The organism is Streptomyces sp. NPDC036815 (assembly GCF_055609205.1).
In genome coordinates this window covers 42,146-60,905 of record NZ_JBVJPW010000020.1, presented here as the reverse complement: position 1 = coordinate 60,905, position 18,760 = coordinate 42,146, and the positions used below count along the sequence as shown (strand labels likewise).

The window sequence follows — 18,760 nt, the reverse complement described above, 5'->3', positions numbered from 1 at the left end:
AGGGGGCGGGGTTCAGGACCCAGGTGCGGGCGTGCGGGCGTGCGGGTCAGAACTGCAGCGATTTCGTCTGCAGGTACTCGGTCAGACCGTGCGCGCCCAGTTCGCGGCCGACGCCCGACTGCTTGTAACCGCCGAAGGGGGCGAGGGGGTTGAAGCTGCCGCCGTTGATGTCGACCTGTCCGGTGTCCATCCGGCGGGCGAACGCGACCGCCTCCGCGTCGTCGGCCGCCCATACCGCACCCGCGAGCCCGTACACGGTGCCGTTGGCGATGCGCAGGGCGTCGTCCTCGTCCTCGTACCGGATGATCGAGACGACCGGGCCGAAGATCTCCTCCTGGGCGATGGTCATCTCGGGCGTGACGTCGGCGAACACGGTCGGCTGGACGTAGTAGCCCTGCTCCTTGGGGGATTCGGGGCCGCCCGCCACGATGCGGGCGCCCTCCTCGACGCCCTTCTCGATGTAGCCGCGCACCCGCGCCTGCTGCTTGGCGTTGACGACGGGGCCGATGCGCGGGCCGTACTTGGCGGCAGCGGCCGCGGCGAGCTCCACCGCCTCGTCGTAACGGTCGGTGTGCACCAGCATGCGGGTCCAGGCGCTGCACGTCTGGCCGGAGTTGGACATGACGTTGGCGACGCCGACGTTGACGGCCTTGTCGAGGTCGGCGGAGGGCAGGATGACGTTGGCGGACTTGCCGCCGAGTTCCAGGGCGACGCGCTTCACGGCCCTGCCCGCGGTGGCGCCGATCTGCTTGCCGACGGCGGTGGAGCCGGTGAACGAGACGAGGTCGACGCCCTCGTGCTCGGCGAGCGCCTGGCCCGCGACCGGGCCGAGCCCGGTGACCAGGTTGAACACGCCCGCGGGTACGCCCGCCTCATGCACCGCCTCGGCGAAGAGCTGGGCGGTGAGCGGGGTGTCCTCGGCGGGCTTGAGCACGACCGTGCAGCCCGCGGCGAGCGCGGGGGCCACCTTGTTGACGATCTGGTGGAGGGGGTAGTTCCAGGGCGTGATCGCGCCGACGACGCCGACCGGCTCCAGGTAGACCGTGGAGTTGCCCACCTGCTCCTCGAAGGGGTGCGTGGCGGCGAGCTCGGCGTACGAACCGGAGACCAGGATCGGCACACCGGCGTGCACGGCCTGCGAGAACGCCAGCGGCGCGCCCAGCTCGGCGGTGACGGTCTCGGCGATCTCGTCCTTGCGGGCGACGAGGCGGTCGCGCAGGGCGCCGATCAGGGCGGCGCGCCCGTCGGGCGGTGTGGCGGCCCAGCCGGGCAGGGCGGTGCGGGCCGCGCGGACCGCGGCGTCGACGTCCTCCGCGGTGCCCGCGGGGACCTGGCCGACGGGCTGCTCGTCGGCCGGGTTCAGGACCGTGATGCTGTCGGTGCCCGCGGCCGGTCGCCAGGCACCGTCGATGTACATCCCGTCGTGGGCCTTCATCGCATTCCTCCAGGTAGTCGTCCGCGCCCCAAACTAGCGCTGATAGTTTTCTGGCACCAGGGGCATCAGAGCCCGTCCTGCATCACGTCGCGGCGGTGGTGTCGTCGGACCCGGGCGGTCACGCTATTCGCCCGGTGCGGCGTCCGGTGCTCCGCATCTGTAGAGCAATAGCCTCCGTACAGGTCAAGCAGCCACCCCTGCTCCCCCCGTGAAGCGCCATCTCAAGGCCGGGCGACACGCAACCCCGCGTCGGCCGCCGCCTCGAAGCCGTCGTCGAGGGCGACGACCTTTCGTCCGGTCGCGTCCAGGAGGGAAGCGGCGATCGCCGCGCGCATCCCGCCCGCGCAGTGCACCCACACCGTGCCGGACGGCACCTCACCGAGCCGCCCGTGCAGCTCGTGCACCGGAAGGTGCACGGAACCCTCGATGAAAGACGAGGTAGCGGGCGCCGGTGAGGTGGGCCAGTTCGAGGCCGCCGCTGATGTAGTCGTTGTGCAGGTGGGTCTCCGCCACGCAGGCGATGCGCACCCCTCGCCGGGCGGCGACGGCGATCATGCGGTCGACGTCCCGCGGCGGATCGACGACGACCGCCGTACTCGGACCGCCCGCCAGGTAACTGCGGTTGCCCAGGCCTGCGAACTCCAGGGTTTCGACGAAGAACACGGCATCGCCCCCTTCTCAGGGTGGTGTACCCGGTGCCGTCCCGTTCAGGGGAATCACCGCCACGCCGCCGAAAGACGCACCCCAGTCCGGGCCGTCAGCGGCTGACGGGGCCCGCAGTCCTCACCCCGCCCCGATTGATTGCGCATACATGACAGACGCATGACAAGGCGCCAACTCCCTTGATCTGGCCCCGGCGCAGCGGCCACGCTACTGATCGCGACGGGAGCGGTACTCACCGCTCCCGTCTCCGTATGCGTCTCCCGCACACCCCACCGTCGCGCCGTCCGACCCCGGGCGCGCCGCCCATGAGGAGGACTCCCCCGTAATGGCCACGCTGCGCAGCAAGAAGACCGTGATCGCCGCCGCGATCTCGACCGCCACCGCCGCCGCCGTCCTCGGCGCGGTCACCACCCTGCCCGCCCAGGCCGCCCCCGCCGAGGGCACCGTCGTCGCGGCCGGCTCCGCCGACGCGGTCAAGGGCAGTTACCTCGTCACGCTGAAGACGAGCTCGGGTCTCGACGCCGCCTCGGACCGGGGCAGGAGCCTCATAGCCGAGTACGGCGGTTCGGTGCAGAAGACCTTCAGATCCGCGCTCAACGGCTACTCCGCGCGGCTGAGCGCGTCGGAAGCCCGCAGACTCGCCGCCGACCCGGCGGTCGCCACCGTGGAGCAGAACCAGCGCATCCACGTCGACGCCACGCAGTCCAACGCCCCCTGGGGCCTGGACCGCATCGACCAGCCGAAGCTGCCGCTGTCCGGCACCTACACGTACCCGGACAGCGCGGGCGGCGGCGTCACCGCGTACGTCATCGACACCGGCGTACGCATCACGCACACCGAGATCAGCGGCCGCGCCGTGAACGGTTACGACGCCGTCGACGGCGACAACACCGCCCAGGACGGCAACGGTCACGGCACGCACGTCGCCACGACCATCGCGGGCAAGACGTACGGCGTGGCCAAGAAGGCCAAGATCGTGGCCGTCCGCGTACTCGACGACAACGGCTCGGGCACCACCGCCGGTGTCGTCGCGGGCATCGACTGGGTGACCTCCCACCACGCCGCCGGAGCCCCGGCCGTGGCCAACCTGTCGCTCGGCGGCGGCGCGTCCACCACGCTGGACAACGCGGTGAAGAAGTCCATCGCCGACGGCGTCACCTACGCGGTCGCGGCGGGCAACGACAACGCCGACGCGGGCAACTCCTCCCCCGCCCGGGTCCCCGCGGCCATCACGGTGGGCGCGACCGGCAACACCGACGCGAGGGCCGGATTCTCCAACTACGGCTCGATCCTGGACGTCTTCGCGCCCGGCGTGAACATCAAGGCGGGCTGGAACACCGGTGACACCGCCACCAACACCATCTCGGGCACGTCGATGGCCACTCCGCACGTCGCGGGCGCGGCCGCCGTCTACCTGGCGGGACACACCTCGGCCACCCCGGCCCAGGTCTCCACCGCCCTCGTGAATGGCGCCACCCCGAACGTCGTGACCAGCCCCGGTTCGGGTTCCCCGAACAAGCTGCTCAAGATCGTTCAGTAACCCTTCCCGTACGGGTCGCACCCCGTGTCCCCCGAGGGCCGCTGACGCCCTCGGGGGGCTTGCGCGCGCCGAGCCCCGCCGCGACGAGCAGCAGCCCGCCCAGCATCACGAACGGCGCGGCCACGCCCGCCACTCCGGCGATCAGGCCCGCCGACGCGGGGGCGGCGACCTGGCCCAGGCGGTTGCCGGTCAGGCGCAGCGCGAGCGCCGTCGAACGGGCGTCGGCCGGGGCCGCCCGGACGACCGTCGTCATCGAGAGCGGCTGGCCGACGCCCAGGCAGAAGCCGAGCAGGACCAGCATCGCGCCGAGGCCCCACACCGGCACGGGCAGCGCGACCCCGGCGCAGAGCAGCGCGCCGAGGGCGCAGGTGGCGACGGTCAGGGCGGTGCGGCCGAGGAGGCCGATCAGCGGCGTCATCACCAGGCGGCAGGCGATGGTCGCCGCGGCCCGCAGCGAGAGCAGCAGCCCGACCGTGGCGGGTGCGATGCCCCGGTGCTCGCCGACCACCGGCAGGTAGGCGGTGAGGATGTCCGTCGCGGAGAGCACGGCGAGGCTGATGAAGATGCCCGCGGGGACGCCCCGGGTCCGCAGGATCCGCGTGACCGGCACCTTCGGGGCCTGCCGCGTCGGACCACCCGCGGCGCGGACGTGCTCGATGCGCCACAGCGAGGTCAGCGAGACCGCGCCGACCGCCGCCGAGACGAGCAGGGCGAGAGCGCTGGTGCGGTCGATGTCGGCGCCGATCAGGGCGCCCGCCGCGAGCGGCCCGGCCAGCTGGCCGAGCGAGGCGCCGATGGTGAAGTGGCCGAAGTTGCGGTCGTGTTCGTCGGGTGCGGACTGCCGGGCGACGATCGACTGGGCGCCGATCACGAAGCAGAGGTGGCCGAGGCCCATCACCCCGCTCCACGCGGCCATCGCGGCGAGGGAGCCGGCCGTGCCGCTGAGCGCGCAGCCGCCGGAGATCAGGACGACGCCGACGGGCAGCAGGGGCGCGCACCGCCCGTGGTCCGTCCTGCGCCCGAGGGGCACGGCGGCGAAGAGCGGGAGCAGGGCGTAGACGCCCGCGATGACGCCGACGGCCCGTTCGTCGGCGCCCAGCGAGAGGGCCCGGTAGGAGACGGCGGGCCGCGCCATCGACACCGCCGCCTGCGCGAAGCCGAAGGCGATGACGAGACGGAGCAGCCAGCCCCTGCCGCCGGGCCCGGGCGACGCGGTCGGCATCAGATGATGCCGAAGAGGATTCCGGCGCCGAGCACCACGAGCGAGGTGAGCACGGCCCACTTGACGGTGAACCTGGTGTGGTCGCCGAACTCGACCTTGGCCATGCCGACCAGGACGTACACGGCGGGCACCAGCGGGCTCGACATGTGCAGGGCCTGTCCGGCGATGGAGGCGCGGGCGATCTCCAGGGTGGAGACGCCGTGTGCCTGGCCCGCCTCGGCGAGGACCGGCAGGACGCCGAAGTAGAAGCCGTCGTTGGACATGAAGTACGTGAGCGGGATGGAGAGCAGGCCGGTCACCAGGCCCATGTGCGGGCCCATGCCCTCCGGGATGGCGTCGACGAGCCAGTCGGCCATGTGGTCGACCATGCCGGTGCCGGTGAGGACGCCGGTGAAGACGGCGGCGGCGAAGACCATGCCGGTGACGTTGAGGACGTTCTCCGCGTGGGCGGCGATGCGGGCCTTCTGGTCGGGCATGTGCGGGAAGTTGACGGTGAGGGCGAGCGCGGCGCCGAGCAGGAAGAGCACCGGGATCGGCAGCCACTCCATGATCATCGCGGTGAGCAGCAGGACGGTGAGGGCCGCGTTGAACCAGTAGAGCTTGGGGCGCAGCGTGGCGCGGTGCGGGTCGAGCCCCTGGAAGCCGTCGTCGTCCGCGGCGTCGGTGTGCTCCGGACCGGCCGGCGGGGCGTCCGCGTCGGTGCCTGAGCCGGGTCCGCCGGTGGTCTTCTTCGTGAGCGACGTAGGCCCTTCGCCGCCACCCGCGCCGACGAGGACCGTCTCGTCGGCCGTCTCCTTCTCCAGCACGTCGTCGAGCGACAGCGTGCCGAGCCGCCTGCGCTCGCGCAGACCCAGGGCGTACGAGAGGAGGAACACCGCGACGAGCCCCATGGCGAGCGCCGGGATCATCGGCACGAAGATGTCGGCCGCGTCGACCTTCAGAGCGGTCGCCGCGCGGGCCGTCGGGCCGCCCCAGGGCAGCGTGTTCATGACGCCGTTGGCGGTGGCGGCGACGCCCGTCATGACGACGAGGCTCATCTTGAGGCGCTTGTAGAGCGGATACATCGCCGAGACCGTGATCATGAAGGTCGTCGAGCCGTCGCCGTCGAGCGAGACGATCGCGGCGAGCACGGCGGTGCCGACGACGATGCGCATCGGGTCCGCCTTGCAGAAGCGGAGGATGCCGCGGACGACCGGGTCGAAGAGTCCGACGTCGATCATGACGCCGAAGTACACGATGGCGAACATGAGCATGGCCGCCGTGGGCGCGAGATTGCCGATGCCGTCGAGGACGTAGTCCCCGAGGTGGGCGCCCTTTCCTACGAACACGCAGAAGAGCGCGGGGATCAGCACCAGTGCCGCGATCGGCGACATCTTCTTCATCATGATCAGCACCAGGAAGGTGGCGATCATGACGAATCCGAGGATTGTCAGCATGGGGGCTACCTATCGTTCACCATCGAACTCCCACCAGGTCTGGCGGTCCGGATGACGTTAGGACCCGCCATCCGGCGTTAACAAGATGTTGACGCGCGAGCAATAAGCGCAAAACTCCTGGTCAACGAGGTACGTCCGGCGCCTCTTCGGCCGGGGTCCAGGGGCGGTCGAAGAGGACGAGGCCGTTGCGGGTGCCCACGGCCAGTTCGCCCCCGGGGCCGACGGCCAGGGCGGTGCAGGCGGAGGGCAGGACGAGGCGGCCGCGAGCCCTGCCGTCGCGCACGCCCACGACGGCGAGCGCCTCGCCCGCCGCCACCGCGTACTCGGTAGCTCCCGGGAACAGCGCCACCAGCTTGATGTCGAGCAGCGCGGGAGCGTGCTCGTGGGACGCGGTGAGGGAGGGCGCGAGGGCCTTGCTCCGCCGGTCGCCCTCCAGGCGGGTCCGCCGGTCCACGGGTCGCGCCAGAGCGGCGAGGGCCTCCTCCATGGGCAGGACCCTGGTGCGCTCCCTGCCGACCACGAGCAGCTCGTGGCGCCCGCCCGCGCTCAGCGCGTACGTCCCCCATGCGGCGGAGTCCGGCAGGCGCAGGCGGCGCCCGGTCGTCGCGTCCACGAGGTAAAGGCCGTCGTGGGCCGTCGGCAGGGCGACCAGGAGCCGGTCTTCGAACCGCAGCGCCCGCAGGTCGGAGAAGGACGGCTCCCGTCCGGGATCGAAGCAGGGCACGTCGATCCGGGGCCCCTCCCGCACGTCGTGCACGGCGAGGCGGCTCGCGTCAGGACCGTTCCACACGGCCAGCGAGAGGAGACTCTGGACGCCGTCCGCGTCCGGCGGGAGCGCCGCGAGCCAGGCGGGGCCGTGCGCGCTGTGCTCGACGGGGGTGCGCAGCGGGGCACCGGACCGCCGCACCGCGCGCCCGTCGCCGCGCGCGAAGTCCCAGTACTCCAGGACGCCGAGCTCGCTGCGGGCGAAGAGCAGGGGCCGCGGCGCGCCGTCGGGGGCGGGCCACCGGGCCGCGACCAGCTCCCGCACCCCGCTCTCGCACACCGGGCGCAGCCGCCGGGTCAGCAGGCCGTCGCCGCCGTCGCGCACCTGGAGCGAGCCGTCCGGGCTGCCCGCCACGACATCGGTACGGCCGGCGACGGTGACGGTGGTGACGGCGGACACCGGGCGGACCGCGTCCACCGCCTCCGTCAGGTCCCAGCCCGCCGCGGTCACCTCCAGACGCCACAGGTGGCCGAGGTCGTCCCCGCACAGCAAGGCGTCGCCCGCGGCGCCGAACGACCTGATGGGCACGGGCATCCGGCGCTCCTTGAGCGCGCCCGGGGCCGCCCGCCCCGGCAGGACCACGAGGCGGTGGTCGTCACCGGCGCTGACCGGCCGCGGCCCCTCGGAGCCGGGCGCGAAGGCGACGGCGGACACGCGTCCCCGGTGCGCCCGCACCGGTTCGCCGACCGCCCGGCAGGACGGCAGCGACCACTCCCGCACCCTCCCGTCGTCCGCGCCGACGAGGAGCCTGCCGCTGCCGTCGGGGGCCAGGGCGAGCGCGGTCGTCCACGCCGGTTCGGCGGGGGCGGGTCCGTGCGCGTACCAGCGGTCGTGGGTGACGTCCCAGCACAGGACACGGCCGGTGCCCGTGCCGACGACGACCACGTCGCGCGGTCCGACCCGGCCCGTCGTGAGCCGCGCGGGGACGCCCGGCACGGTGAACTCCCGCTCGGCGACCGGGAGTCCGGCCCGCAGCGCCAGCACCCTGACCCGGCCGCCGCTCTCCCCCGTCACCACGAGGTCACGGCCGTCGGCGGTGCGGCCGACGGCCGCACACTCGATCAGGGGCGTGTCCCAGGGGTCCGGCCACGGCAGGTCGAGGCGCCACAGCTCCTTGGAGTCGGCCGGGTCCCAGCAGTGGATCGCGTGGTCCTCGCCCACGCTCACCAGCACCGCACCGCCGCCCGCTCCCCGCACCTCGCCGACCGTGAGCACCGGGCCGTGGTGGGCGGTGAACTGGGTGGAGTCCGCGGCGTGCGCGGTGGGCCACAGGCGTACGACGCCGTCGCTGCCGCCCACCACGGCCGTCCCGGCCACGGTGCACACCGCCGCCGCCTCGTGCGGCCGGACCTGTCCGCCGACGCGCTCCCCCGTGACCAGGTCGTACAGCTGGAGTCCGCGGCGGTCCCCCAGCACCGACACGCAGTCCACCGCGCCGAGGGCGAAGGCGGCCACGCGGACGGAGGTCCCCGCGTCGGTGCGCAGCGGCAGGCCCACCGGGCGGCCGCTGTCCACGTCGATGCGGTGCAGTTCCCCGCGCGCCGTCGCCACCGCCGCGAGCCACTGCCTGCCGACCTTGCGGACGGCGAGCGATGCGATGGGGCCCGCGTCCCTGAGGAGGGTCCTGACCTGCAGGCCGTCGCCGAGGGAGGTCAGGCGCACGGTGTCGTCGGCCCCCGCGGTCACCAGGAGCCGCCCCTGCGGATGCTCGGTGACGAGGTCGAGGTGGGTCACCGCGCCGTCGTGGCCCGTCGTCGCCACGGCGGAGGCACCGCCGCGGACGTCCTGCAGCGCGGCGGTGCCGTCCTTGAAGCCGAGCAGCAGTGTCTCGGGCGGCAGTCCGTGCGGCGCGGCGCAGCTCGTGACGTACCGCGGGCCCAGGCCGGAGGTGCGCGGGTCCCGGGTGCCGAAGACGTTCAGACAGGAGGCGGCGAGCCGCTCGTCACGGGCCGCCCGCAGCCGCACGTCGTACGGGGACGCGGACCGCAGCTGCTTGCGGGTGAGCGGCACCTGGGCGGTGGCGTTCCCCAGCGCGTACACCAGGACGGACCCGTCGGCGAAGCGCAGCGCGGCCCACCCCCGCCCGCCCATCGTGCCGGCCGCCTCGGCGAGCACCACCACCTGCTCGGCCGCCGTCAGGACCAGGCGGCCGTACGCGTCCTCGGCGTCGAAGCCCGGCTCCGGCGGCAGCCGCCACGTCGAGCAGTGTCCGGTCGGCAGGTGCCACATGTGCAGCAGGCGGTCCCGGCGGACCATGAACGGCCGCCCGGCGGCGTCCAGTTCGGGGTACTCGTCGTGGGAGAGCACCGCGGCCTCACCGGGTAGCTGCGGCGGTCCCGCCCATGTGCGGGAGAACAGGACGGCGTCGATCGAGGTGGCATCCCAACGCTCCCCGGTGTCCAGGTCCCAGCACTGCGTGGCCTCCCGCCAGGGCCGCCGCTCGAAGAACCAGGCCGCTCGCCGGTCCCTGCCGGGCACGACCACTCCGTACGCCGCCCCGTACCCCATTCCCTCGTACCGCCGCGAGCCCTCGTGCGGGTTCCACGCCGCCCACCGCGCCCGCCACGGCAGGCCACCGCCCTCGTCGCAGGACGCGGCGAGGGTGTCCGCCCTGCGGCACACCGCCGCGAGCCGCAGCCGGGCCCGCACCCCGGAGTCGGCGCCCGGCACGCGCGGGAACCACAGCAGCTGCTCCACGTCCCGCACCGCGCGCCCGGCCCTGCGCCCCGCCGCCGTCCTCAACTGCGGCAGCGCGGCGAGGAGTTGACCGGGGTCGGAGTCGAGGACGAAGCGCGCGTCCTGCACCAGCGGGTCGAGGACGCCACCCTCTCCCGCGTGCAGGGCCAGGTAGCGGCGTACGTAGGGGTGGTCGAGGCCGCGCAGGGTCTCGGTGACCTTGCGCTGGACGCGGGCGGCGTCCTGGTGTTCGCGCAGGTACTCGATGAGGGCCCGGTGGTAGACGCGGTAGACCGAGCCCCCGCCCTCGACGCTCTCCACGACGTACGACCCCGCGGCCTGCCGCAGCCACACGACGTGTTCGTCGCGGTAGTCGCGACCGGTGATCGCGGCGGCGAGCCGGGGCCAGATGCCCGCCCAGGGCAGGCCCGCGCCCTGCGCGTAGGCCAGCGGCAGCAGCAGGTCCCTGGCCTGCCCGGCCTTGTCCCCCAGGCGCTGTACCAGATCGCGCTCCATCGCCTCACCGGGCAGCCGCGGGAGCTCGTCGCGCCAGCGCCGGTCGCAGGGGTCGGGCGGGTGCGGTTCGCGGGCGATGGTGCGGGCGGTGATGCGGGCGACGAGGAAGGACCGTCCCGCCGCCTCGGCCACGGCCCGCGCGATGGCCTCGACGAGGGGGTCGTCGGCGGCGGCGAGCGCGGAGCCGGGGACGGTGAGCAGCTTGCGGGTGTAGGCGCGGACGGCCCCGGGGTCCGCGTAGCGCGCGTCGTCGAGGTCGACGCGCCGCGCCGTGCCGGGCAGGCGCCGCGCGATGTGCGGGCGGGCGCCGACCAACAGCCTTAGCGGCAGCTGGCGTTGGGGGTCGGCGAGCGGGATCAGGAGTTCCTCGACGGTCTCGTGCGGGGCGAGGGCCTCGTCCACGGAGTCGACGAGGACCACCAACGGGTCGCGCCTGAGCTGGAGTTCGGCGGCGAGCGCGCCGAGCGATCCGGCGGCGCAGCCCGCGGCGGCGGCGATCGCGTCCAGGAGCTGCCGGGTCGACTTGTGGCTCGCGTTGACGGCGACGTCGACGGCGCCGCGCTCGGGCACGGCGGCGGCGGGCAGCTCGCCGCGCTCCACGGAGTCCCTGCGGTCCGGGTCGGTGAGCACCGCGACCATGCCGAGCAGCGAGGACTTGCCGGAGCCGGGGTCACCGGTGACCACGCACAGGCGCTCGGCCGCCCGCTGCGGGGTGAGCCAGGAGGCGAGGTCGGCGAGCGCCGTGTGCCGGCCCGTGAAGTTCCAGACCTCCTCGTGGGAGACGTCGGTGCCGCGGGCGCGAGGCAGGAAGAAGCTGAGGAGTTCCTGTTCGCGCGCGGCCCGCTCCCGGGAGCGCAGGGCGACGATGCGGTCGATCTCGTCGAGCTTGAGGCCCGCCGCGTCCGGGATGTGCCGGGGATTGGGCAGGAAGGCGGGGATCGCGGCCCTGCCGTGGCTGAACGACCAGACGGGGACCTGGGTCGCGGGCACTTCGGGGTCGGCGGCGACCGCGTTCATGACGTCGTTGAGGCTGATGTGGGCGGGTGCGTGCCCGGCGGTCGCCCGGCGGCGCACGGCACGGTCGAAGGCTGCGGAGAGCGCCCCGGCGGAGCTCTCCTCCTTGCGCCGCGACGAGGCGACGAGCACGAGCCCGGTGCTGCTCGTGCTCGTGCGGCGGCCGCGGCGCGCCTCCAGGGCGCTGCTCAGCGCCTTGTCCGTGCCCTCCTCCGCGTAACAGGCGTCGATCATCACGAGGAGGCGTTCGAGGACGGTCTCCTCCCACAGCTGGGCGATCAGGTCGTCGGTGGGCAGCGCGGTGCCGCGCAGATCGTCCGCGTCGCCGTCGGCGAGGAGGAGGTAGTGGCGGCCGCTGTCCTGCGAGGTGACGCCGTGCGTGGCGATGTAGAGCACCACGTGGTCGTCGGGGGTGCGCTCCGGTGCCCGCGCGAACGCGCGCAGGGCTGCCAGGAGGCCGGCGCGGGTGGGGTCGATGCCGGGGTCGGCGCCCCTCCGGTAGCCGAGGGTGCCGAGGAAGAGGTCGTCGATCCGGCGGACGTCGTCGGCCAGTTCGGGCAGGGCGAGTTCGGGGTGACGGTGCACGTCGGTCACCGCGGTGGAGATCAGGAAGCGGCGCGCGGTCCCGCCCGGCGGGCCCGCCGTCTCAGCCGGGGCGGCAGCCATCGGATACCGCCCGGCCGGTCTCGGGGGTGTTGAGGTAGCGGGTGGCGTCGTGGGCGCGGGCGCCGTTGTGCACGAGGTGGTTCACGACCCGTTCGCCGAAGAGCGGCCGGAGGTCCTTGGCCGGCGCGACGGCATCGCCCGCGTCCGCGATGTTCGTCCAGTGGGCGACGCGGCCCGGCCAGCGTCCGGGGCCCGCGCCCTCACCGGTGCGCAGCCGCTCGAAGACCGGCTTGCGGATGCCCAGCGGGGACCCGAGCGTCACGAGCGAGCGCACCGGCCACTCGGGGTGGGCGCAGAGCGCCTCGTAGGCGACCACGCTGCCCAGGGAGTGGCCGACGATCACCCGGGTGTCGTCGGTGACGGCCGCCGCGGCGCGGCGCTGCACGGCTTCATGCACGGCCGGGTCGCAGAGGTAGGCACGGACCTGTTTCAGGTCGTGGACGAGGGCACGCATCGCCAGGCCCGCGAAGAAGCGCGAGTTGCCGAGGGCGTTGAGCGCCCGCTGGACGGAGCGCGGGGCGCGGGTGAGGGTCCTCGCGCCGGGTGCCACGACCGCCTCGTCGGTACGGGCCGCCTCCGCCCAGAGCGCGAGCAGCAGCTCCGTCTCGAATCCGGCGTCGACGTCACCGGCGTCCAGCGGCGCGTCCCGCGCGGCCAGGGTGCGGCCCCGGGGGCGGAACAGGTCGCCGTAGAAGGCGCACGCCACGTCGTCCGCGTCGAGTGCGGGGGCCTCCGCCCTGGTCAGCCCGTCGGCCAGCGCGGGGAACCAGGTCCCGTGCAACTCCCTTTCCCCGCCGTACTGCTGACCGATGCCGTGCAGGCAGACGACTCGCGCCATCGAGCACCCCCGGCTCCTCCTTCGGGTGCGATCACCTTAGCAACGAAGGCCCCGTCGCCACCCCGGTTCAGCGGGGCCCTTCGAGGCGGCTGCGCAGATAGGCGTGGAGCAACTCCCGCGCTTCGTCGATCAGTTGGGCATCCCCGGCCGGATCGGCGCGGAAGGCCAGCTGGAGGACCGCGTCGACCGCCTCGACGCCGACCAGCATCGTGCGGCGCAGGACGGCGTCCAGCGGGCGGCCGAGGTGGAGGGCGAGCAGGGCGGCCACCCGCTCGGCGACCTGGAGGTTCGCGTCGGGCATCGCCTCGGGGGCCGAGGGCACGCCGAAGTCGACGAGGCCGAAGCCGGGCACCGTGCGCATCATCACGAGGTACTCGTCGAAGGCGGCGTCGACGGCGCCGCGCCAGTCGCCGTGCTCGACGCCGCTCACGCGGGCGGCCACCCGTTCCGCGTACGCGTCGAGGTTGCGGTGGGCCAGCGCGTCCGTGAGCGCCCTCTTGTTGCCGAAGAACCGGTAGACCGAGCCGATCGGAACGCCCGCGCGCTGGGCCACGGCGCGGGTGGTGAGGCCTTCGTAGCCGGTCTCGTCCAGGACGGCGGCGCAGGCGTCGAGGATCCGCGTCAGGCGCTCGGCGCTGCGCTCCTGCACGGGGACGCGGCGCATGGAGGCCGGGGGCCGCGGGTCGGGGCGCGGGTCCTCGGGCGGGTTCGGGTGGGGCATTCCGGGAGAGTAGAGCATCGCTCACATTCCCGCTTCCTCTTGCGGAAGGAAAAAGTGAATCCTACGGTGTCCCATAGGAATCACTTCTGAGGGAGCGGTGTGATGATCGGGGACCACGCAGGCAACGCGGGCCGAGCGGACGCGAGTGACACACGCAAGACCGCCGAGGGGCTGGCCTACCTCTTCGGCTTCGGCAACGAACACAGCTCCGAAGCCGTGCCCGGCGCCCTGCCGCACGGCCGCAACTCCCCCCAGCGCACCCCCCTCGGCCTCTACGCCGAGCAGCTGAGCGGCAGCGCCTTCACCGAGCCCCGGGCGCACAACCGCCGCTCGTGGCTGTACCGCATCCGCCCCTCGGCCGCCCACCCGCGGTTCACCCGCGCCGACAACGGCGCCCTGCGCACCGCTCCCTTCGCCGAGTCCGTCCCCGACCCGAACCGGCTGCGCTGGAACCCGCTCCCCGAGCCCGCCCCCGGCACCGACTTCCTCGCGGGCCTGTGGACCCTGGGCGGCAACGGCGACGCGGCACAGCGCACCGGCATGGGCATCCACCTCTACCACGCCAACTCCTCGATGCGGGACCGGGTGTTCAGCGACGCCGACGGCGAGCTGCTCGTCGTGCCCGAGCACGGCGGGCTGCTCCTGCGCACCGAGTTCGGGCTGCTGCACGCCGAGCCCGGCGAGGTCGCGCTGATCCCCCGCGGCGTCCGCTTCCGCGTGGAGCTCCTCGACGCGAACGCGCGCGGGTACGTGTGCGAGAACTACGGCGCGCCCTTCCAGCTCCCCGACCTCGGCCCGATCGGCGCCAACGGCCTGGCGAACGCCCGGGACTTCCGGGCGCCCGTGGCGGCGTACGAGGACGTCGAGGGCCCGGTGGAGGTGGTGAACAAGTTCTGCGGCAACCTGTGGCGGGCGACGTACGACCACTCGCCGCTCGACGTGGTCGCCTGGCACGGCAACCACGTTCCGTACGTGTACGACCTGCACCGCTTCAACGTGATCGGCTCGATCAGCTACGACCACCCGGACCCGTCGATCTTCACCGTGCTCACCTCGCCGTCCGACACCCCGGGCCTCGCGGGCGTCGACTTCGTCGTGTTCGCGCCGCGCTGGCTGGTGGGCGAGGACACCTTCCGCCCGCCGTACTTCCACCGGAACGTGATGAGCGAGTACATGGGCCTGATCGAGGGCGCGTACGACGCGAAGGCCGAGGGCTTCGTGCCCGGCGGCGGATCGCTGCACAACATGATGTCCGCGCACGGACCCGACCGCGAGACCTTCGAGAAGGCGTCGGCGGCCGAGCTGAAGCCGCAGAAGATCGACGACGGCCTCGCCTTCATGTTCGAGACCCGCTGGCCGGTGACCGCGACGGAGCAGGCGGCGACCGCGTCCCACCTGCAGCGCGGTTACGACGACGTGTGGCAGGGTCTGGAGCGCCACTTCCGCAACTGACGCGCAACCACTCTGATTCGGAGAGACGTGACCGCTTTCGCCCCGGACTCGATCGTCCTGAATCGGAAACTCCCGCTCTGGTACCAGGTGTCGCAGTCGCTGCGCGCCTCGATACTGGGCCGCACTCCCGAGGCCCCGCTCCGGCTGCCCACCGAGGAGCAGCTGGCGGGGCACTACGGCGTGAGCGTGCTGACCATGCGGCAGGCGCTCAAGGAGCTGGAGGACGAGGGGCTGATCACCCGCCACCGGCGGCGCGGCACCTTCATCGAGCCGAGCGCGCACCGCGGCTCGCCCGTCCGCCTGCTCGGCTCGGTCGACGCGATCGTGGCCCAGCAGTCGGGCATGACCACGCGGCTCCTCGACCACGGCACCGCCCCGCTCCCCGCCGAACTCGCCGTCCACTTCCCGGACTCGGCCGAGGTGGCGACGTACCACCGGCTGCGCCGCGACGAGAAGACGGGGGAACCCACCAACCACGCCCGCAACTACGTCCGCCCCGAACTGGCCGCCCGTATCGAGCCGGACGACCTCGTGCGCTGGCCCATGACGAAGGTCCTGCGCGACGTGGTGGGCGTCCGCATCAGCCGCATCACCGACACCGTCGAGGCCACGCTCGCCGACCCGGAGACCGCCCGGCTCCTCGAAGTGCCGCTGCTCAGCCCGATCCTGCACTACACGGGCATCACCTACGACGAGGACGGCCGGACCCTGGACGTGGCCCGCATCCACTACCGCGGCGACCGCTTCTCCTTCTCGGTCACGCTCGACGCCACGTGACGGACCCGGGCGGACACGTCGTACGATGCCGGGCGTGACGCACGACGAAGCGCCGCTGCTGGCGGACCTCATGCCGTGGTCCGTCGCACCGCTCCGGCCGGGACGCGGGTGGCCGATGGGCCCGGACGCCGCATCCCTGAAAGCCCGCTGGGACGCCCTCGTCCGTAGCCGGGGCGACGACCGCGAGGCCCTCTTCCGCCCCACGCGCGCCCGCACCCTGCACACCGCGGTCACCCAACTCCCCGGCCACCACGGCGGAACGGGCCGCCTGGCCCGGGAGAGCGGCCCCTGCCCCGAGCCCGTCCGCGTCCTGCACGGCCCCTACGACGAGCAGTGGCTGATCCCCGACCACCGCCTCCTGGACGTCGCCCGCCCCGAACTGTGGCGGGTGGCGGGCGAGGGCCAGCTCTTCGCCGTGGAGCAGGGGTACGTGCCCGGCACCGCGGGTCCGGCCGTCCTCGCGTCCGCGGTACTGCCGGACGGGCGCTCGCCCGCCGGGCGGCCCGGTCGGATCCGGCCGCTGTTCCGCCGCCCCGGGGGCCTGGAACCCAATGTGGCGCCGGGGCTGCTCGGGTGGCTGGCGGAGGTGCTCGGCCAGGAGGTCACCGCCCGGGACCTGCTCGCGTGGGTGCTCGCGGTCGGCACGGGGTCGGCGGCGGGCTGCCGGGTGCCGCTCACCCGCGACCCCGGCGCCTGGACGCGGGGTGTGGAGCTCGGCAGGCGGCTGCTCAGGCTGCGGCTGCGCGGCAACGGCGAGCGGCCGAAGCTGCCGGGCGGCCGCAGGCCGTACGTCCGGGCCCCGCTGCCCGCCCGGCCCGCCGCCCTCGCGTACGACGCCGAGGAGGAGATCCTGCTCGTCGGCGACGAGGGCGTCATCTCACCGGTGCCGAGGGAGGCGTGGGAGTACGAGGTGAGCGGTGTGCGCGTCGTGGAGCGCTGGTTCGCACTGCGCACGGAGGCCGCCGAGGCGGGGACGCTGGAAGCGATCCGCCCCGCGACGTGGCCCCAGACGTGGACGTCCGAGCTGCTCGAACTGATCACGGTGCTCGCCCTGACCGCCGAACTCGCGCCCGAGCGCACTCAGTTGGCGTCATCCCTCGACGCCCTCTTCACCGAGGACGAGCTGCGCGGGGTGGGCGTCCTGCCGGTGCCCGACGCCGCGCGGCGCCCCGCCTCGGTCCTCGACCACCACGAAGAGGGCCCGGACGGGCAGTTCGCGTTGATCTGAGTCCTGTGGGCCGCCACCCCCTAGCCTTCCGACCCGGCACCCTCCCGCGCCGCGGGCCGGAACGAGTCGAGGAGGCGGCGGAGCGCCCGCTCGAAGCTCTCGTCCGCACCTCCGGGCGGCGGCGCCCCCGTCAGCATCGCCGACAGCCGCGGATACGCCCCTCCCGCCAACTGCCCCGCCAGGTAGGCGAACCGCACCTCCTGCTCCTGGTCCGCCGACCACGGCAGGCCCCTGGTGCGCTCGGCGATCGCGATCTCGTTGGCCACGGAGGTCAGCGCCGTGCCGTTGACCATCGCGATGAGCTCCATCTTGGTGCCGTGGGGCGCGTCCAGGGTCTCCAGGACGCCGAAACAGTGCTCCAGGTAGCGCAGCGCGTTCGGGCTGAAGCCGTGGACCGTCGACATCACGCGCACCATCCACGGGTGCCGGTGCAGGATCACCCGGGCCTGCCGCCCGATGCCGAGCATCCCCGCGTACCAGTCGCCACCCACGGCCTCCTCGGACAGCTCGTACTCGCCGCTGACCGCGTCGACCATGAGCTCGTAGAGGTCCTCCTTGCGCGGTACGTAGTTGTACAGCGACATGGTGCCGCAGCCCAGCTCACCGGCCACCCGCCGCATGGACACCGCGTCGATGCCGTCCGCGTCGGCGATGCGGACGGCCGCCGCCGCGATGTCGGCCCTGCTGTACGCGGGCCGGGGGCCGCGGCCCGCACGCTCGGGGCGCGCCCAGATCACTTCGGGAGTGGCCGCTCGGCCCGCCATGGATCATCACCTCGCCCACCATGTTAGTTACGTACAGCGTACGTAGTGCGGTACCGCGCCGCCATGACTTCTACGTACGCTGTACTTAGTGAGGGTCTGGAGAAGCGCTTCGGCTCCGGAGCCGCGGCCGTGGACGCCCTGTGCGGCCTGGACCTCGCCGTCGCCGAGGGCACCGTCTGCGGGCTCCTCGGCCCCAACGGCGCGGGCAAGACCACCGCGGTGCGGGTGCTCGCCACCCTGCGGAGGCCGGACGCGGGAACCGCGCGGGTCGCCGGGCACGACGTGGTGCGGGAGCCGGCCGCGGTGCGCCGGCACATCGGCGTCACCGGGCAGTACGCGTCGGTCGACGGCGACCTGACAGGGCGGGAGAACCTGCGGCTCTTCGGGCGGCTGCTGCGGGCGCCGCGCGGCCGCACCGACGAACTCCTCGCACAGTTCGGGCTCACCGAGGCCGCCGGGCGCCCGGTCCGCACGTATTCGGGCGGCATGCGGCGCCGCCTCGACCTCGCGGCGAGCCTCATCACCCGGCCCGCCGTGCTCTTCCTCGACGAGCCCACCACCGGCCTCGACCCGCACAGCAGGAACGACATCTGGGAGGCCGTGCGCCGGCTCACGGACGAGGGCACGACGGTGCTCCTGACGACCCAGTACCTGGAGGAGGCCGATCAGCTGGCCGACGACATCGTGCTGATCGACGGCGGCCGGGCCGCGCACCGCGGCACACCCGCGGAGCTCAAGGCGCGGATCGGGAGTTACGCGGAGGTCGTCGTCGACCAAGAGACGGCGCTGCCCGCCGCGGCGGCGGTCCTCGACCGGCTCACGGGGGCGGAGCCGGTGCTCGACGCGGAGTCCCGCACCGTCGGAGTGGTCACCCCGGACCCCGCACTCACGCTGCCCCGGCTCGTCCGCGAACTGGACGCGGCGGGGGTTCCCGTCGTCGACGCGAGCCTGCGGCGGCCCTCCCTCGACGACGTCTTCCTGCGGCTCGTCCCGTGACGCGAACCGCCCCCACCGCCCCGCCCACGACACCCAGCCCCCGACCCCCG

General features: G+C 73.7%; 13 protein-coding genes and 1 pseudogene. 5 read left to right on the top strand and 9 right to left on the bottom strand.

The genetic code is table 11. From position 1 onward, the window contains the following. Positions 1-46: 46 nt before the first annotated feature. The 3 genes and pseudogenes from ACZ69I_RS30730 to ACZ69I_RS30720 form a co-directional block, all read right to left on the bottom strand. Positions 47-1,435 (bottom strand): aldehyde dehydrogenase family protein, encoded by a 1,389-nt coding sequence (locus tag ACZ69I_RS30730; protein WP_470835838.1) that lies wholly within the window; start codon positions 1,433-1,435, stop codon positions 47-49. Between the two features lie 221 nt (positions 1,436-1,656). Then, the gene (locus ACZ69I_RS30725) at positions 1,657-1,809 is read right to left on the bottom strand and encodes a rhodanese-like domain-containing protein (RefSeq protein ID WP_470835914.1); all 153 of its coding nucleotides are present in this window, start codon (positions 1,807-1,809) and stop codon (positions 1,657-1,659) included. A gap of 10 nt (positions 1,810-1,819) precedes the next feature. Beyond that, positions 1,820-2,098 (bottom strand): annotated as a pseudogene (locus ACZ69I_RS30720) (MBL fold metallo-hydrolase); the annotation flags it as partial. Between the two features lie 325 nt (positions 2,099-2,423). Between ACZ69I_RS30720 and ACZ69I_RS30715 the strand changes: the two are divergent. Further along, positions 2,424-3,638 carry a S8 family peptidase gene (locus ACZ69I_RS30715; RefSeq protein WP_470835837.1) on the top strand — a complete coding sequence of 405 codons (1,215 nt, stop codon included), beginning with the start codon at positions 2,424-2,426 and terminating at the stop codon, positions 3,636-3,638. Here ACZ69I_RS30715 and ACZ69I_RS30710 read toward each other — a convergent pair. From ACZ69I_RS30710 to ACZ69I_RS30690, 5 genes are all read right to left on the bottom strand, one after another. Further along, entirely contained in the window at positions 3,622-4,860 is a 1,239-nt protein-coding gene (locus ACZ69I_RS30710) for an MFS transporter (RefSeq protein WP_470835836.1), read from the bottom strand. The genes ACZ69I_RS30715 and ACZ69I_RS30710 overlap by 17 nt on opposite strands. Further along, complete coding sequence (locus ACZ69I_RS30705) at positions 4,860-6,296, bottom strand: CitMHS family transporter (RefSeq protein ID WP_470835834.1); 1,437 nt, start codon at positions 6,294-6,296, stop codon at positions 4,860-4,862. Before ACZ69I_RS30705 ends, ACZ69I_RS30710 begins: the two co-directional genes overlap by 1 nt. Positions 6,297-6,417: 121 nt before the next feature. After that, positions 6,418-11,934 (bottom strand): caspase family protein, encoded by a 5,517-nt coding sequence (locus ACZ69I_RS30700; RefSeq protein ID WP_470835833.1) that lies wholly within the window; start codon positions 11,932-11,934, stop codon positions 6,418-6,420. Continuing rightward, a complete protein-coding gene (locus ACZ69I_RS30695; protein ID WP_470835831.1) occupies positions 11,915-12,772 on the bottom strand; it encodes a hypothetical protein in 858 nt (285 codons plus the stop codon). The genes ACZ69I_RS30700 and ACZ69I_RS30695 overlap by 20 nt, the downstream gene beginning before the upstream one ends. Before the next feature lie 67 nt (positions 12,773-12,839). Continuing rightward, positions 12,840-13,493, bottom strand: a complete 654-nt coding sequence (locus ACZ69I_RS30690; RefSeq protein WP_470835830.1) for a TetR/AcrR family transcriptional regulator — start codon at positions 13,491-13,493, stop codon at positions 12,840-12,842. Positions 13,494-13,595: 102 nt separating this feature from the next. On the opposite strand from ACZ69I_RS30690, the gene hmgA reads away from it, so the two are divergent. The 3 genes from hmgA to ACZ69I_RS30675 are packed head-to-tail and all read left to right on the top strand — an operon-like array spanning position 13,596 to position 16,950. Beyond that, complete coding sequence (hmgA, locus tag ACZ69I_RS30685; protein ID WP_470835829.1) at positions 13,596-14,945, top strand: homogentisate 1,2-dioxygenase; 1,350 nt, start codon at positions 13,596-13,598, stop codon at positions 14,943-14,945. Between the two features lie 27 nt (positions 14,946-14,972). Next, a complete protein-coding gene (locus ACZ69I_RS30680; protein WP_467680627.1) occupies positions 14,973-15,722 on the top strand; it encodes a GntR family transcriptional regulator in 750 nt (249 codons plus the stop codon). Positions 15,723-15,747: 25 nt separating this feature from the next. Beyond that, on the top strand, positions 15,748-16,950 hold the full coding sequence (locus ACZ69I_RS30675) for a type ISP restriction/modification enzyme (RefSeq protein ID WP_470835827.1): 1,203 nt from the start codon (positions 15,748-15,750) through the stop codon (positions 16,948-16,950). A 20-nt stretch (positions 16,951-16,970) separates the two neighbouring features. Here the strand turns inward: ACZ69I_RS30675 and ACZ69I_RS30670 are convergent, their stop codons facing one another. Next, positions 16,971-17,714: a TetR/AcrR family transcriptional regulator C-terminal domain-containing protein gene (locus tag ACZ69I_RS30670; RefSeq protein WP_470835826.1), complete on the bottom strand. Its 744-nt coding sequence runs from the start codon at positions 17,712-17,714 to the stop codon at positions 16,971-16,973. 63 nt (positions 17,715-17,777) lie between these two features. On the opposite strand from ACZ69I_RS30670, the gene ACZ69I_RS30665 reads away from it, so the two are divergent. Next, entirely contained in the window at positions 17,778-18,710 is a 933-nt protein-coding gene (locus tag ACZ69I_RS30665) for an ATP-binding cassette domain-containing protein (RefSeq protein ID WP_470835824.1), read from the top strand. Positions 18,711-18,760: the final 50 nt, after the last annotated feature.

What these genes read in the sequence shown, in the direction of transcription:
- ACZ69I_RS30730 (WP_470835838.1), bottom strand. Translation starts at nt 1,435, where the DNA reads ATGAAGGCCCACGACGGGATGTACATCGACGGTGCCTGGCGACCGGCC.
- ACZ69I_RS30715 (WP_470835837.1), top strand. Translation starts at nt 2,424, where the DNA reads ATGGCCACGCTGCGCAGCAAGAAGACCGTGATCGCCGCCGCGATCTCG.
- ACZ69I_RS30710 (WP_470835836.1), bottom strand. Translation starts at nt 4,860, where the DNA reads ATGCCGACCGCGTCGCCCGGGCCCGGCGGCAGGGGCTGGCTGCTCCGT.
- ACZ69I_RS30705 (WP_470835834.1), bottom strand. Translation starts at nt 6,296, where the DNA reads ATGCTGACAATCCTCGGATTCGTCATGATCGCCACCTTCCTGGTGCTG.
- ACZ69I_RS30700 (WP_470835833.1), bottom strand. Translation starts at nt 11,934, where the DNA reads ATGGCTGCCGCCCCGGCTGAGACGGCGGGCCCGCCGGGCGGGACCGCG.
- ACZ69I_RS30695 (WP_470835831.1), bottom strand. Translation starts at nt 12,772, where the DNA reads ATGGCGCGAGTCGTCTGCCTGCACGGCATCGGTCAGCAGTACGGCGGG.
- ACZ69I_RS30690 (WP_470835830.1), bottom strand. Translation starts at nt 13,493, where the DNA reads ATGCCCCACCCGAACCCGCCCGAGGACCCGCGCCCCGACCCGCGGCCC.
- hmgA (WP_470835829.1), top strand. Translation starts at nt 13,596, where the DNA reads ATGATCGGGGACCACGCAGGCAACGCGGGCCGAGCGGACGCGAGTGAC.
- ACZ69I_RS30675 (WP_470835827.1), top strand. Translation starts at nt 15,748, where the DNA reads ATGCCGGGCGTGACGCACGACGAAGCGCCGCTGCTGGCGGACCTCATG.
- ACZ69I_RS30670 (WP_470835826.1), bottom strand. Translation starts at nt 17,714, where the DNA reads ATGGCGGGCCGAGCGGCCACTCCCGAAGTGATCTGGGCGCGCCCCGAG.
- ACZ69I_RS30665 (WP_470835824.1), top strand. Translation starts at nt 17,778, where the DNA reads ATGACTTCTACGTACGCTGTACTTAGTGAGGGTCTGGAGAAGCGCTTC.